We start from the raw sequence: 15,607 nt of genomic DNA on the forward strand, positions 1-15,607 counted from the left end.
ACTTGAATCCCAATATTGTTTCGATGAACCAAAAACTTCTGAGAAATATCAGTTAAAGAGCCGCACTCCGGCCAAAATTAAAAAAGCCAGACAAGCGAATAATAATGTTGAGGATTCGATGGCGCCGGAACCCGAATTTATTTATCGACCACAATACCGTGAGCCACCTGTATTACATACCATATGATTTACAGGTCATCCACCTATATTGATTTGAATATTGTTATAATTTTCAAAAAACAGTACTTATTTTAACTGCATAAAACTTAAGTAAAATTAAATAAATAAGCCCCGCAATGCGGGGCTTATGATTTTCAGATGCGCTACGGTTATGCTGCAGCTTCAACCGGCTCCGGTGTCTGGCCGGGAATATAATTGAGAACTGGGCCAAGCCAGCGCTCTACTTCCTCAACGCTCATGCCCTTGCGGGTGGCATAATCTTCGACCTGATCCCGCTCGACCTTCGCAACGCCAAAGTAATAGCTTTCCGGGTGGCCGATATAGAGGCCCGACACGGACGAACCCGGCCACATGGAATAGCTTTCCGTCAGCTCGACCCCGGTTTGCGTGGTCGCATCAAGCAACTCAAACAGCGTCTTCTTTTCCGTGTGATCCGGCTGCGCCGGATAGCCCGGTGCCGGACGGATACCCGCATAACGCTCATGGATCAGATCATCGTTGGACAATTCTTCGCCCGGTGCATAGCCCCAGAACTCGTTGCGGACACGCTGATGCATCAGTTCGGCAAAGGCTTCTGCAAAGCGGTCAGCCAGTGCCTTCACGAGAATGGACGAGTAATCGTCATTGGCCCGCTCGAAGCGTTCGGCAATTGCCACTTCCTCGATACCCGCAGTCACGACAAATCCACCGACATAATCCTGCTTGCCGCTCTCGTTCGGAGCCACAAAGTCAGACATGGCGACATTCGGACGACCATCGCGTTTTGAGAGTTGCTGACGCAGCGTGAAGAAGGTTGCAAGCTCCTCTTTCCGGCTTTCATCGGTAAACAGACGAATATCGTCACCAACCGTATTGGCAGGCCAGAAGCCTATGACTGCACGAGGTGCAAACCACTTTTCTTCGATGATCTTCGCAAGCATGGCCTGCGCATCTTTCCAGAGCTGACGCGCTGCTTCACCCTGCTTTTCATCTTCAAGAATAGCCGGATAGCGACCCTTCAACTCCCATGTCTGGAAGAAAGGCGTCCAGTCAATATAGCGCGCAATCTCTGCGAGATCGTAATTCTCGAATGTTTTGGTGCCAAGGAAAGTTGGCTTTGGTGGGTTATAGGCATCCCAATCTAGCTTATGCGCGTTTTCACGTGCACGGGCCAATGGCAGACGCTTCTTTTCCGCCTCGCTGCGCGCATGCGCCGCTGCAACTTTGGCATATTCAGCGCGAATGCCTTCGACATAAGCGCCCTTGTTTTCAGGCGACAACAGATTGGAAACAACACCCACCGCACGGCTGGCATCAATCACATAGACCGCCTGTCCCTGCTCATAACGCGGATGGATTTTAACGGCCGTATGCACACGGCTGGTCGTCGCACCACCAATTAGCAGCGGCACATTGAAGCCTTCGCGTTCCATTTCAGCCGCCACATGCACCATCTCGTCAAGCGATGGGGTTATGAGGCCGGAGAGGCCGATAACATCAACATTTTCAGCGCGCGCCGTATCGAGAATTTTCTGTGTCGGCACCATCACGCCAAGATCGATGATCTCGTAATTGTTGCAGGCGAGAACCACACCGACAATGTTCTTGCCGATGTCGTGCACATCGCCTTTTACGGTTGCCATCAACACTTTACCGGCGCTCTGACGACCTTCGCCGCCATTCAGGCGCTTTTCTTCTTCCATGTAGGGCAGGAGCACCGCGACGGCCTGCTTCATCACGCGGGCGGACTTAACAACCTGCGGCAGGAACATTTTGCCTGAGCCAAACAGATCACCGACGACATTCATTCCCGCCATCAACGGACCTTCGATAACATGGAGTGGACGTGCCGCAGCAAGACGCGCTTCTTCGGTATCGGCTTCGATATATTCAGTAATACCATTGACCAGCGCATGGGAAAGGCGCTGCTCGACCGGCCATTCACGCCAGCTCAAATCCTGCGCCTTGGCTTCGCGCGTGCCGCTATCGCGGAAACGCTCGGCAATCTCCAACAGTCGCTCTGTCGCATCATCGCGACGATTCAGCACCACATCTTCACAGGCTTCGCGCAGTTCTGCGTCAATCGTGTCATAGACGGCCAACTGACCGGCATTGACGATACCCATATCCATGCCAACCTGAATGGCGTGGTAAAGGAAGACAGCATGCATCGCTTCACGCACCGGCTCATTGCCACGGAACGAGAAGGACAGATTTGAAACGCCACCCGAAATATGGGCATGCGGCAGAGTTTCAGTAATTTTGCGCGTGGCTTCGATGAAATCGACGCCGTAATTATTGTGCTCATCAATGCCGGTTGCGACGGCAAAAACGTTCGGATCGAAGATGATGTCTTCCGGCGGGAAGCCGACCTGTTCGGTCAGAATCTTATAAGCGCGGGTACAGATTTCGACCTTTCGCTCTTCTGTGTCCGCCTGCCCGGTTTCATCAAAGGCCATGACGACAACCGCCGCACCATAAGCACGCACCAGACGCGCATGATGCAGGAAGGCTTCTTCGCCTTCTTTAAGCGAGATCGAGTTGACGATCGGCTTACCCTGAACGCATTTCAGGCCAGCTTCGATCACCTCCCACTTGGAGCTGTCGATCATGACCGGAACGCGTGCGATATCCGGCTCTGCCGCGATCAGGTTGAGATATTCAACCATGATCTTCTGGCTGTCGATGAGACCTTCATCCATGTTGATGTCGATGATCTGTGCGCCGTTTTCCACCTGATCACGCGCCACATCAAGCGCTGTCGAATAATCGCCAGCCTTAATCAGCTTACGGAAACGGGCCGAGCCGGTAACATTGGTGCGTTCGCCGACATTGACGAAAGGAATATCCTTGGTCAGCGTGAAAGGCTCAAGGCCCGACAGACGCATCAGCGGTGGCACCTTAACAGGCTTGCGCGGCGGATGCTTAGCGACAGCAGCCGCTATTGCACGGATATGTTCCGGCGTCGAACCGCAGCAACCACCCACCACATTGACGAGGCCTTCGCGTGCAAAGTCCTCGATTTGGGCTGCCATGGCTTCCGGGCTTTCGTCATACTGGCCGAACTCGTTTGGCAGGCCAGCATTCGGATAAGCGCAGACAAATGTATCGGCAATGCCTGCGATTTCGGCGAGATGTTCGCGCATTGCATTGGCACCGAGTGCGCAATTGAGCCCGATAGTGAACGGCTTCGCATGGCGCAACGAATACCAAAACGCCGTTGGAGTCTGGCCGGAAAGCGTGCGGCCTGAAAGATCGGTGATAGTGCCGGAAATCATCACCGGCAGATGCACGCCCTTCTCAATGAACACTTCTTCAGCCGCAAAGACAGCTGCCTTGGCGTTCAGCGTATCGAAGATCGTCTCAATGAGAATAATGTCGGAGCCACCATCGATCAGCCCGCGGATCTGATCGGCATAGGCAATACGCAGATCGTCAAAAGTGACGGCACGATAGCCCGGATTGTTGACATCCGGTGACAGCGAAGCGGTGCGGTTTGTCGGTCCAAGTGCCCCTGCAACAAAGCGGCGGCGACCATCCTTCTGCTGCGCACGGATGGCAGCGCGACGTGCGAGGCGCGCGCCATCACGGTTCAGCTCATAAACGGCATCTTCCATGCCGTAATCGGCCTGCGCGATGGTGGTCGACGAGAACGTGTTGGTTTCGAGAATGTCGGCACCGGCCATAGCATAGGCATAATGAATTTCTTCAATCGCCTTTGGCTGGGTGAGCGTCAGAAGATCGTTGTTGCCTTGAAGCTGGCAATCGCAGGAGCCAAAACGCTCGCCGCGAAAATGCTCTTCGTGAAAGCCCAGGCCCTGAATCTGCGTACCCATGGCGCCGTCGAGAATCAAAATGCGTTCCTGTGCGGCTTTGGTCAGCGCTGCAAGCACTTCCGAGCCGTCCGGCTTAGCTGCCGTTGAACCAAAAAGATTATCGAGGGAAGACGTCATAGGGGATTACCGCCTGTATTCTAATACGCAAAATCACAGTGGCTTGCTTAATGACATAAACATATCTTTATGTCAATTCAGAAGCGGCATTCTAAGCGGCCGCGCGCGCCTTCACCAATCTGTTGCTACAGCAAAGAAAAAGTGAGTTTTCCCAGCCACCTACCCGCCACATTGCGGGAGCAAAATCGCGTCAGGGACGTTGAAGATAAAGCTCGTATCATTTTGAGGAGATAACGATGAAGAGACTTGCATCATCCTTCTTCGCAGCGTGTCTGTCACTTGGCATCGGTGTGCCTGCAATTACAACAAGCGCAAATGCGGCACAGCCAACATCGCTTATTGCACCCGCTGTCTCGCATGGCGCACAGGCTCCGGTTGAAACCATTCAATATTACGAACGTCGCGGAGATCGGCGTCATTGGCGTGATGGTTACAGGCATCACCGCCCTCATTACAGACCCCACTATCGGCCGCATTATCGCGATTGGGGTCCGCCACCACGTTATCGTCATCACCCACCGCGCTATCGCCCTGCACCAATCTATCGTGGCGGTGGCAATGCGCATGTGCGCTGGTGTTACAACCGCTATCGGTCATACCGGGCTTACGACAATACATTCCAGCCCAATTATGGCCCACGCCGCCAGTGCTACTCGCCTTATATTTAAACAGAAAAGCCCCGGGCAAACCGGGGCTTTTTCATAAGACTATTTAATTCAGAGATCAGGTGACGAAAGCACCGATGGACGCTGCGACCAGTCCGATAGCTACGGCGATCATCACGCCATAAACGCGCGGCTTGTCGAAAAGCACCGCAAAAGCAGAGAACCAGCCCACAACCGCCGCACCAAGCGCGAAAAGAAAACCGGGCTTATCGCCATGATAAAGATTGGCCGCCATCAGCGCGCCAACGATCAGCGCACCAAAAACGATCATCAGCCCTGTGGCATAGCGTTCGTAATCGTCCATTTAAACTTCCTCGTTCCGATCACATTCAACATGCACCGGAAGGTATCGCTCTGTCATTTGGCCATAAAAAGTCATGACTCATGGTCATTCCTATGGCGGTTGTCCCCACACAATCACTATTTGCTGTATTCTTCAACCATTTCGCTTAGCCATCCGCAGCAATTGTTGCGAATTATGCTATATCAATGCACATGGATTCGACCGGCATCAACATATTCGACACCCCTATCGGCCCTTGCGGGATTGCATGGGACGCCGGTAAAATCATCGGCGTGGAAATTGGTGACGCCGATGAAAGCGAAACGCGCTACCGGCTTCAGTCACGCTTTGCCAATGCGGAACCATCATCTGCACCTGACTACGTCAGCGAAGCCATCAACAAAGTTCAATTGCTGCTTGATGGCGGTGATCCTGATTTTTCACAGACACCGCTGGCGCTTGATCAGGTGCCGGACCTCAATCGAAAAGTCTACGAAATCCTTCTGGAATTAAAAGCCGGCGAGACCATCACCTATGGCGCAATCGCACGAAGGCTGGGTGACGTCAGTCTTTCGCAGGCAGTGGGCTATGCGCTTGGCAAAAATCCATTTCCGATCATTGTGCCCTGCCATCGGGTTTTGGGCTCCAATGGCAAGGTTGGCGGTTTTTCGGCTGCGGGTGGCACGGCGACCAAGCTGCGCCTACTGAATATCGAGCGTGCCAGAACATCGACCGAGCCTGACTTATTCGGCGGCCTGCCATTGCAAGCACGACTAGAGGCTGAATAATCAGCCCTTGTCGGTTACGACATCGGCAGAAAAACGTAGCTCACGCATCGGGCGTACATATTGCGTCGACGCATCGTATGTCGGATGGTTTTTATACGCGAAAAGCGCTTCTTCATCCTTAAATTCGGCATAAACAACGAGATCAATCGCGTTGCCCATCGGATCCACTTTGGAATTCGGCAGAACTTCAAACACGTCGGAATAAGGAATAGTACCCAACTGCTCCAAACCCTTGCGGACAACATCGATGTCCTGATCAGGCTTGACGCTGAAGAAAACAATGTGGCGGATCACGTCTCGTCTCCAAATCCAGAGCGGCCCGGTTCTAAATGAACCCATGCGGACCGCTCTATCTTTTTGTTTTGACGCATTATCCTACGCAAAACCGCTTCGCACTTTTGCTGGAAATGCTTTTATGAGGGTATCTACCCCATCAAGCAGACAAGCAAAACCACAAAAAGGTGATCGCTACGATTTAACTGGCTTTAATACGCCGCCAGGCAAAGCCACCTTCCTGTTGAACCGAGCCGCGACCAGGCTGATAATAGCCGGGCGTATCGACCAGACGCTGCTCGCCAAGGCGTGATTGCGCGACCTTGTTGGTCACTTGCAGGCTATCAAAACCTGTGCGCAGCATTAGTGCGGCCTGATCAATCAGCACATCACCCGTCGCCCGCAGCTCGCCCGCAAAACCCGCACGACGCAGAACCTCGGCCTTGGAATAGGAGCGGCCATCATTGAAGGCCGGAAACTCCAAAGCAATCAATGGCAGACTTTCCAGATGATCGAACAAGGGTTCGATTTTCTCCCCCGGCGCCACCGACACACCAATGCGGCGATTGGAGGCGCGACGCAATTCCTCGTCAAGTCCCAGCCAGACAGCCAGCGGAATAATGATCGCCGGTGCATCACCAGCGGTTTCGAGATCATCCGCAAAGATATAGTCATCTTCGCGAAAGCCCTGCTCGGACCAAAGTTTTGTTTCACTCATTTCTGGTCCAAAGCTCCATGATTTTTTAGGCTATCGGCAAGTCCGGTCAGATGGATGCCGCATTCGGTCTTTTCCGATCCCGACCAGCGTCCGGCGCGCTGATCTTCACCCTCGCTCACTGGCCGCGTGCAGGGCATACAGCCGATCGAGCGGTAGCCTTGTTCTGTCAGCGGATGGACAGGCAGGTCATATTTTTGCGCATAGTTTCGCAAATCATCCGCGCCTATACGTGCCAGCGGATTGATACGAATACGCGGGCCGACCGATTCAAAAACCGGCAATGCATTGCGGGTTGAGGCTTGAAACTGCTTCCGCCCGGTCATCCATGCGGTGTAAGGCGAGACTGCACGCGCCATTGGCTCGACCTTGCGGATAAAGCAGCAGCGGTCCTTGTCGGTCATGGATAGAGCACCAAACGGATCATCAGCTTTCACGCTGTCCTCAAGCGGCAGAATATCCTGCACATCAAGAAGCCCCAACCGGTCCACAAGATCATGCCGGTAATCGAGCGTTGCACGGAAATGCTTGCCCGTATCGAGAAACAGAACCGGCGTCGCTGGATCGATCCGAGAGATCATGTGCAGCAGCACAGCCGATTCAGCACCAAAGGATGAAACGACTGCAATGCGCCCATCAAAGAGTTCACGCGTGCTGAGCGCAATCACCTCTTGCGGAGAAGAAGCGCCATGGCTTCCTTCCAGCAAACGAGCCTGCGCTTCTGCTCTTTGATCTGAATTGAGATCGGCGTCAGGCAGCACGGCTCACTTCTCCATAAAGTGCCCGCTTGAAAGGCTCCATACCCACCCGACGATAGGCAACGATAAAACTTTCATCCGCATGCTCACGCAAGCCGAGATAGGTATCGACCACCGTTTCAATGGCATCGACCACTTCTTCGGATGAAAAGCCGCGTCCTGTAATGTCACCGATGGAGGTATATTCGTCCGCCGAACCGCCAAGCGTGATCTGATAGAGTTCCTCGCCCTTTTTCTCGACACCGAGAATGCCAATGTGGCCGACATGGTGATGGCCGCAAGCATTGATGCAGCCGGAAATCTTGATCTTGAGATCGCCAATTTCGAGCTGGCGCTGCTGATCGCCAAAGCGTTCGGAAATACGCTGCGCCACTGGGATCGAACGTGCATTGGCAAGCGCGCAATAATCAAGGCCAGGGCATGCGATAATATCGGTGATCAGACCGGCATTGGCCGTCACGAGCCCGTCCGATTGCAGCAGATCATAGACCGCCGGAAGATCGGCCTTCGCCACATGCGGCAGAACCAGATTCTGCTCATGGCTGACGCGGATTTCATCAGAGGAATAAGTCTGCGCAATATCCGCCACCAATTCCATCTGCTCTGCACTCGCATCACCCGGAATACCGCCAATTGGTTTGAGCGAGATCGTGACAACCGCATAATCCGGGTTCTTGTGTGACGTCACATTGCGCTGGGTCCATGCCGCAAAATCGCTATCGGCCTTCTGCGTGACGGCCAGAATTTCCCAGCCTTCCGGACGCTGTGGCAAATCCGGCATGCGGAAATAGCTTTCAATCGCATCAATATCGCGCTGCGGCAGTTGCAGATCGCTGTAACGGATTTGTTCCCATTCAGCGTCAATCTCTTCCACCAGCGGCTCAATGCCAGTTTCATGCACGAGGATTTTGATGCGCGCCTTGTACTTATTATCGCGGCGTCCATGGAGATTATAAACGCGGACAATCGCTGTCACATAGGTCAGCATGTCCTCAAGCGGCAGAAAATCGCGGATTTTCTTCGCAACCATCGGCGTGCGCCCCTGCCCGCCGCCGATATAGACAGCAAGGCCCAGCTCACCTGCTTCGCTCTTTTTAAGCTGCAAGCCAATGTCGTGCACCTGAATGGCCGCACGATCATGCTCGGAGCCGACAATCGCAATCTTGAATTTGCGCGGCAGATAGGAAAACTCAGGATGCAGCGACGACCACTGACGCAGAATTTCTGCCAGCGGGCGCGGATCGGCCACTTCGTCAGCGGCGGCACCTGCAAAATGATCAGCCGTCACATTGCGGATGCAGTTGCCCGAGGTCTGGATGGCATGCATTTCGACTTCCGCAAGTTCTTCAAGAATGCGAGGCACATCTTTTAGTGCTGGCCAGTTATACTGAACATTCTGACGCGTCGTGAAGTGTGCAAAGCCACGATCATAATCGCGCGCAATAGAGCCAAGCCTGCGCAACTGGCGGCTCGACAAAGTGCCATAAGGGATCGCAACACGCAGCATATAGGCATGCAGTTGCAGATAAAGGCCGTTCATCAAGCGCAGCGGCTTGAACTGGTCTTCCGTCATTTCACCTGAAAGACGGCGCTCAACCTGATCCTTGAACTGTGCAACGCGGGCCGCAACAAAGTCGCGGTCAAATTCATCGTAACGATACATGGTAATTTCCGATATTCAGATCAGGAGGCTTTTTTCAGGGCCGGTTGACCAAGCGTAATAATGGTGGGGCCGGAGAGCCGGATGCGCTCGCGCAGGCGAATGGGATAGAGCCCTTCGTCACGCTCTTCGACATCAATCACATTCACATCGACCACCAGATTGGCTTTGGCAGCAACTTTGCCAGCATCTTCGAGTGCTGCAACGGCTTCCGCATGACGGGCGACCAGCGCGCCATCAATCGTTTCCTGCCATGAACCGTCCGCGCCAAGCCACACGGCCTGACCATCAATGAGCCGGTTTGCGGTGAGAACTTTTACAACCATTTTTCCGACTCCTGATTTAAGCAGTGACTGCAACGGGTCTAACCGCCAGCGCTTGCGCCTTGTCGATAGCGGCACCTGCAACAGCATCGCCGATGATGACCATAACCGGACCAGCAAGCTCTTTGCGCTGTTCCAGCGATGGCAAATCTTTCAATGTTCCATGAAACAGCCGCTTATCCTTGCGGCTGGCATTTTCAACAACCGCGACAGCCGTATCTTCATGCAGACCGGCAGAGATCAGACGGCTTGCAACGGAGGCCGCAACGCTTGAACCCATATAGACGGCGATTGTTGCACCCGAGACTGCAAGTTTGGCCCAGCCCGGCAGCACATCGCCTGCCATATCGTGACCTGTTGTGAAAACCAGCGAGGATGCCACGCCACGCAAGGTCAGTGGCAGTTCCATATCGGCAGCGGCTGCGAATGCAGACGTGATGCCCGGTACGATTTCAAAGCCGATACCGGCTGACCGCAATGCGGCCATTTCTTCGCCCGCACGACCAAAGACTAGCGGGTCGCCCGCTTTCAGACGCACCACGCGCTTGCCCTGACGGCCAAGGCTGACGAGCAGATCGTTAATCTCGTTTTGGCTCTTGGAATGGCAACCCTTGCGCTTGCCGACCGAAAGACGCTCCGCATCACGACGCCCCATGGCGATAACGCCTTCTGGCACCAGTGCGTCATGCACAATCACGTCAGCTTCCATCAGAACACGATGCGCACGCAGGGTCAGCAAGTCTTCGGCACCCGGACCGGCACCAACCAGCCAGACATAACCGGCAGCATTTTGCGGCTCTGCGATCAATTCGTTTGCTGCTCTATACGCTTCCTCGCGGTCATCGTTTTCAACGGCACGGGCAACAGAACCTGAAAAGAAGCCGCGCCAGAAACTGCGGCGCGTCAGGCCTTTTGGCAGCAGCTTTTCAACCAGCGGACGCCAGCTTTCGGCATAATGCGCCAGTTCGCCAAGGCGTGGCGAGAAGGCTGCATCAATACGCGCACGCACCATCTGTGCCAGCACGGGGGCCGAACCTTCTGTGCCAATGGCAATTGCAATCGGTGCGCGGTTAACGATAGCCGGCGTCAGGAAATCGCAAAGTGCAGGACGGTCAACAACATTGACTGGAATTTTATGCGCTTTGGCAATCGCTGCAATTGCGCGATCGGTCTGTTCATCGCCGGTCGCGACAAAAGCCAGCTTTGCACCTTCAAGATGCTTTAGTTCAAAGGCTTGCTGGATCTGCTCTGCACCATGACTTTCGATGAAGCTCGCCAAGGCTGGCTCATACTCTTCTGCAACGATGCGCAAACGAGCCGACGTCTGTGCCACAAGGCGCGCTTTGTTAAGCGCTTCTTCGCCGCCGCCAACAATAACCACCACCTCTCCCGAAACACGGAAGAAGGCAGGAAAATCAGCAAGAAGTCGTTGGGACGCGAGAGCCACAGCAGTATCCTTTTTTAGACTGCTGTTATTATTCCCGGACTGGCGAAATTTTATAAGAAACGGGCTTGCGCGCGCAAATCGCGCGGAGCATCACTTTTCCTCTAAAAAGGTATTTTGAGGATTTTAATTCCTGTTTGTCTCAAATTATATCCCATAATTTTTGTAGGATTTACATTAGGTTAAAGGTAATTGCCCGACGTAAAAAATGCTGGAACATGCTTTGGCCAGCGTCGTGGCAAGACAGCCACGAGATCAAAGCGCAGCGATAATTGAGCGTAATCCGTTTGCCGTTGCAGCCACATATCCGCCGCCGCCTCGATCCGCCGCATGGCATGTGGGGTAACGGCCAGATGTGCCGCTTCCACGCTGGTCCGCGCTTTCACTTCAACAATGAGAATGAGATTGCCGCGTCGGGCAATGAGATCAATTTCGCCTAGCCGTGTGCGATAACGGCGTGCGACGATACGATAACCTTTGAGCATCAGCGCGAAAGCCGCAAGACGCTCGGCGCTGTGTCCGCGAAAGAAAGCAACTCGCTTTTTCTCGCGGAAATCACTCATTAGCTTTGCGCCTTCAACTGCATCAGACGCTGATAAAGCACTGACTTTTGCCCGCCGGTCATCTTCGCCGCCTCGCCTGCCGCCTTGGACGGAGACAATTCCTGCGATAGTGACAGCAGCAGTTTGTCGATGTCTTCTTCGCTTTGCGGTCCCGCCTCACCTGTTGGCGGACCAACGAGCAGCACAACCTCACCGCGAATACGATCTTCGCCATCAAATTGCTGTTTCAACTCCCCCAGAGTTGCGGTGACAATGGTCTCATAGGCTTTGGTCAGCTCGCGGCAGAGTGCTGCATCACGCGCGTCGCCAAACACGTCCGCCATATCGGCAAGCGTCGCGGCTGCTCGATTGGGTGATTCATAGAACACCAGCGTTGCATCGATATTCTTGAGGCTTTCGAGCTTCGAGGTCTTCTGGCCGTGTTTAACCGGCAGAAAGCCGCAGAACATAAAAGCATCGGTTGGAAGGCCGGACGCTGCGAGCGCTGCAAGAAGTGCGGAAGCACCCGGGACCGGCACCACGCGAATACCTGCCTCACGCGCTTCACCAACCAACCGGAAACCCGGATCGGACACAAGCGGCGTGCCAGCATCGGAAACCAGTGCTACACTCTTTCCAGCTTGCAAAGCTGCAATCAGCTTTGCGCCTGCCTCGGTAGCATTATGCTCATGATAGCTGATCGGGCGGCGTGCAATGCCGTAACGATCAAGCAACACGCGGGTTACACGGGTATCTTCACAGGCAACAATGTCAGCACTTGCCAGCACTTCCAGCCCGCGCAGCGTCATGTCGCCAAGATTGCCGATAGGGGTCGAGACGATATAGAGCGCGGGTTCAATCGGGCGCGCACGCTGGGCGATACCACCGACAACAAATTCGCGTTTCTGCTCGTCCAAAAATTCCGTCATTCAACTTTCCTAAGCCGCAAGATCGGCCACGAGCGCATCAAGCACTAGCGAACCATCCGGCGTTGCACGGATGAAAGTGCCATCCATTTTTTCAATCATGCCCGATGCAATCAGCCGTTCAAAGCGCTTGCGATCAATATCATGTCCCGTCAGCCGCTGATAACGCGCAAGATCGATGCCTTCGCGCAACCGCAGCCCCATCATCAGGAACTCATCGCCTTCCTGATTGCCATTGAGATATTCTTCTTCAATGATGCCGTGACCGTTGGTCTCGACTTTTTCGAGCCAGGTTTCGGGATGCTTTTCGGTCATTGTAACCGTGCGTATGCCATTCTCAACAAAACGGCCATGCGCGCCGGGACCAATGCCGACATATTGCCCGTAACGCCAGTAAACCAGATTGTGCTGCGACTCGCGCCCCTGCACCGCATGGTTTGAAATCTCATAAGCAGGTAGGCCGTGCTCCGCTGTGATCCTCTGCGTCTCTTCATAAAGAGCCGCAGCATGATCAGGTTCTGGCGTGGTCAGCTTGCCAGCCTTCCAGAGATTGTAGAACTGCGTGCCTTCTTCAATCGTCAGCTGATAGAGCGACAAATGATCAGCAGCCAGATCAATGGCTTCCTTCAGCTCTTCGCGCCATGCTTCAATCGTCTGATTGGGCCGCGCATAGATCAAATCAAACGAAAGACGTGGGAAAATCTCACGCGCCAGCCGGATTGCGGCCTTGGCTTCATCCACCGAATGCATGCGTCCGAGACGACGCAGATCGGGGGCATTCAGCGCCTGAATGCCGAGCGAGACGCGATTGACACCCGCCGCGCGATAGCCGCGAAAACGATCTGCCTCTACACTTGTCGGGTTGGCTTCCAGCGTCACTTCAATATCAGGTGCAACAGACCAGCGCGACGCAATGCCATCCAGCAGACTGCCAACCGTCGAGGGCTGCATCAGCGATGGTGTGCCGCCACCCAAAAAGATGCTGGTGACAGTACGCGAACCAGTGCGCTCACGCAGCGTGTCCATCTCTCGGTTGAAGGCTGCAGCAAAGCGATCCTGATCAACCGGCTGATGACGCACATGGCTGTTAAAGTCACAGTATGGGCATTTCGCCAAACAAAATGGCCAGTGCACATAAACGCCAAACGCACTCTCCCCATCCGCCCTCGCAATCGGCAGAATATCAACACTTCCAGCGGGTGGAGAAAAGTGTTGGTTCATTCAGCGGCATCCGAAACAACACCGAGCGCCTTTTCAGCAAACAGCTTGAAGGCACGCGCGCGATGCGAAAGTGCGGACGCATCACCTGGCTTCCAGCCATGCTTTTCGTCAGCAGTCATTTCACCAAAGGTCTTTTCATAGCCTTCCGGCTTAAAAACCGGATCATAGCCGAAGCCGATATCGCCGCGCGGAGGCCAGATCAGTGTGCCTTCCACTTCACCGCGATAATATTGAGCTTCGCCATCCGGCCATGCAAGGCAGATGACCGAAACAAAGCGCGCCTTACGCTGAACCGGAGTGGTCGCACCCTTTTCCTGCAAAAGATCTTCGACCTTCTGCATTGCCATACCGAAATCACGCGTGCCGTCTTCGGTTTCAGCCCAGTCGGCAGTGTAAACACCCGGATTGCCATCCAGCGCATCAACCATCATGCCGGAGTCGTCAGACAGCGAAGGCAGACCAGTGGCTTCGGCTGCGGCCAGTGCCTTGATATAGGCATTCTGCTCAAATGTGGTGCCGGTTTCCTCTGGCTCAGGCAGGCCGAGAGCCGCAACGGAACTGACTTCAAAGCCAAACGGCGCAATCAGTCCATCGAACTCACGCAATTTGCCTGCATTGTGCGATGCGACGATCAGTTTGCCTTTTTCAAGGTGTCTCATTGATTAGCTCCAAAGTTTCGGCTCTGCGAACTCCAGCGAATTACCGGAAAGATCGCGAAAGTAAATCGAACGCGCACCATTGGGCCATTCGAAATCGGACTCGACAGCAATGTTGTGCTTTTCGAGATAGGTGCGCCAGTCGTCAATTTCATGACGTGTGGCTGCAAAACAGACATGCCCCGGACCCGCAGTGCCATGTGGTGGCACCGGCAACGACCCTGGTAGAGGTGGTTTTAGCGTTTCTTCCGCTTTGAACAACAGCAATATGCCATCGCCACAGCGGAAGAATGCATTGCGTTCACTCACCTTGCCCACCGGCTCAAGCCCGATAATGTCGCGATAAAACGTAATCGCTTCACCAACATCACGGACATAGAGCGCAGTTTCAAGAATGCGGGATGCTTGCATAGTCTGGCCCCCTCATAAAACAAGAGAAGGCCTTAACTATCAGGCAAGTGCTGCCTTCTGCAACTCAACCAGCTGATTTACGCCGCTGCGGGCAAGCTTCATAAGCGCTGCAAACTCTTCTTCTGAGAACGGCGCGCCTTCAGCTGTACCTTGAATTTCGACAATCCCGCCTTTGCCGGTCATGACGAAATTGCTGTCGGTTTCAGCTGCCGAATCTTCAACATAGTCAAGATCAAGCACAGGCTGACCTTCATAAATTCCGCAAGAAATCGCCGCGATATGATCTTTCAGCACTTTTTCGATGCGGATCATCTGACGCGCTTCCATCCAGCGCAGGCAATCATGCAGCGCGATAAAGCCGCCAGTAATCGCTGCCGTACGGGTGCCGCCATCAGCCTGAATGACATCGCAGTCAACGGTGATCTGATATTCGCCCAATGCCTGAAGATCAACGACAGCACGCAGTGAACGGCCAATCAGACGCTGGATTTCCTGCGTGCGGCCACCCTGCTTGCCGGCTGCTGCTTCGCGGCGCATGCGGTCGCCGGTCGAGCGTGGCAGCATGCCATATTCTGCCGTGACCCAACCCTTGCCGGAATTGCGCATCCAGCCCGGAACCTTTTCCTCTAAGCTTGCGGTGCAAAGAACGTGGGTGTCACCGAACTTTACGAGGCACGAGCCTTCCGCATGTTTGGAGACGCCGCGCTCAAAAGAGACGGCACGCATTTCATCAGCAGCGCGCTTGGATGGACGCATTGTATTTCCTCAATTCGTTTTTCGTTGCGGCTTTTTAGGCTTGTCGTGCAGGAATGGAAAGGAATTTCGCATGA

16 protein-coding genes are annotated in these 15,607 nt (G+C 54.1%); 2 read left to right on the forward strand and 14 right to left on the reverse strand.

What is annotated here, in order from left to right; translation table 11 throughout:
* Positions 1 to 329 precede the first annotated feature (329 nt).
* Entirely contained in the window at positions 330 to 4,112 is a 3,783-nt protein-coding gene (gene metH / locus J2782_RS11115; protein WP_310012434.1) for a methionine synthase, read from the reverse strand.
* A 236-nt stretch (positions 4,113 to 4,348) separates the two neighbouring features.
* On the opposite strand from metH, the gene J2782_RS11120 reads away from it, so the two are divergent.
* Positions 4,349 to 4,780, forward strand: coding sequence for a BA14K family protein (locus J2782_RS11120; RefSeq protein WP_250039089.1), 432 nt, complete (start codon positions 4,349 to 4,351; stop codon positions 4,778 to 4,780).
* Between the two features lie 55 nt (positions 4,781 to 4,835).
* Here J2782_RS11120 and J2782_RS11125 read toward each other — a convergent pair whose 3' ends face one another.
* Positions 4,836 to 5,081: a hypothetical protein gene (locus J2782_RS11125; RefSeq protein WP_007873334.1), complete on the reverse strand. Its 246-nt coding sequence runs from the start codon at positions 5,079 to 5,081 to the stop codon at positions 4,836 to 4,838.
* A 191-nt stretch (positions 5,082 to 5,272) separates the two neighbouring features.
* Here J2782_RS11125 and J2782_RS11130 point away from each other — a divergent pair, with 191 nt between their 5' ends.
* Complete coding sequence (locus J2782_RS11130) at positions 5,273 to 5,848, forward strand: methylated-DNA--[protein]-cysteine S-methyltransferase (RefSeq protein WP_310013321.1); 576 nt, start codon at positions 5,273 to 5,275, stop codon at positions 5,846 to 5,848.
* Here J2782_RS11130 and J2782_RS11135 read toward each other — a convergent pair whose 3' ends face one another.
* The 12 genes from J2782_RS11135 to rph all read right to left on the reverse strand — a co-directional run bounded on the left by J2782_RS11135 (position 5,849) and on the right by rph (position 15,533).
* Positions 5,849 to 6,142, reverse strand: a complete 294-nt coding sequence (locus tag J2782_RS11135) for a Dabb family protein (RefSeq protein ID WP_007873331.1) — start codon at positions 6,140 to 6,142, stop codon at positions 5,849 to 5,851.
* 181 nt (positions 6,143 to 6,323) lie between these two features.
* Positions 6,324 to 6,839 (reverse strand): DUF934 domain-containing protein, encoded by a 516-nt coding sequence (locus J2782_RS11140; protein WP_310012436.1) that lies wholly within the window; start codon positions 6,837 to 6,839, stop codon positions 6,324 to 6,326.
* Positions 6,836 to 7,597 (reverse strand): phosphoadenylyl-sulfate reductase, encoded by a 762-nt coding sequence (locus J2782_RS11145; protein ID WP_310012438.1) that lies wholly within the window; start codon positions 7,595 to 7,597, stop codon positions 6,836 to 6,838. Before J2782_RS11145 ends, J2782_RS11140 begins: the two co-directional genes overlap by 4 nt.
* The gene (locus J2782_RS11150) at positions 7,587 to 9,257 is read right to left on the reverse strand and encodes a nitrite/sulfite reductase (protein ID WP_310012441.1); all 1,671 of its coding nucleotides are present in this window, start codon (positions 9,255 to 9,257) and stop codon (positions 7,587 to 7,589) included. The genes J2782_RS11145 and J2782_RS11150 overlap by 11 nt, the downstream gene beginning before the upstream one ends.
* A gap of 20 nt (positions 9,258 to 9,277) precedes the next feature.
* Entirely contained in the window at positions 9,278 to 9,580 is a 303-nt protein-coding gene (locus tag J2782_RS11155) for a DUF2849 domain-containing protein (RefSeq protein WP_310012444.1), read from the reverse strand.
* A 16-nt stretch (positions 9,581 to 9,596) separates the two neighbouring features.
* Positions 9,597 to 11,024 (reverse strand): siroheme synthase CysG, encoded by a 1,428-nt coding sequence (gene cysG, locus J2782_RS11160; protein WP_310012445.1) that lies wholly within the window; start codon positions 11,022 to 11,024, stop codon positions 9,597 to 9,599.
* A gap of 179 nt (positions 11,025 to 11,203) precedes the next feature.
* Entirely contained in the window at positions 11,204 to 11,584 is a 381-nt protein-coding gene (locus tag J2782_RS11165) for a YraN family protein (protein ID WP_310012447.1), read from the reverse strand.
* Positions 11,584 to 12,492: a 16S rRNA (cytidine(1402)-2'-O)-methyltransferase gene (rsmI, locus tag J2782_RS11170; protein WP_310012449.1), complete on the reverse strand. Its 909-nt coding sequence runs from the start codon at positions 12,490 to 12,492 to the stop codon at positions 11,584 to 11,586. The genes J2782_RS11165 and rsmI overlap by 1 nt, the downstream gene beginning before the upstream one ends.
* Positions 12,493 to 12,501: 9 nt before the next feature.
* A complete protein-coding gene (hemW, locus tag J2782_RS11175) occupies positions 12,502 to 13,710 on the reverse strand; it encodes a radical SAM family heme chaperone HemW (RefSeq protein ID WP_310012450.1) in 1,209 nt (402 codons plus the stop codon).
* Positions 13,707 to 14,369 carry an RdgB/HAM1 family non-canonical purine NTP pyrophosphatase gene (gene rdgB, locus J2782_RS11180; protein ID WP_310012451.1) on the reverse strand — a complete coding sequence of 221 codons (663 nt, stop codon included), beginning with the start codon at positions 14,367 to 14,369 and terminating at the stop codon, positions 13,707 to 13,709. The genes hemW and rdgB overlap by 4 nt, the downstream gene beginning before the upstream one ends.
* 3 nt (positions 14,370 to 14,372) lie before the next feature.
* Positions 14,373 to 14,777, reverse strand: coding sequence for a VOC family protein (locus J2782_RS11185; protein ID WP_310012452.1), 405 nt, complete (start codon positions 14,775 to 14,777; stop codon positions 14,373 to 14,375).
* Between the two features lie 39 nt (positions 14,778 to 14,816).
* Entirely contained in the window at positions 14,817 to 15,533 is a 717-nt protein-coding gene (gene rph, locus J2782_RS11190; RefSeq protein ID WP_310012455.1) for a ribonuclease PH, read from the reverse strand.
* Positions 15,534 to 15,607 lie beyond the last annotated feature (74 nt).

Origin of the sequence: Brucella pseudogrignonensis (assembly GCF_031454375.1) — a bacterium.
Lineage (GTDB): Bacteria > Pseudomonadota > Alphaproteobacteria > Rhizobiales > Rhizobiaceae > Brucella > Brucella pseudogrignonensis_A.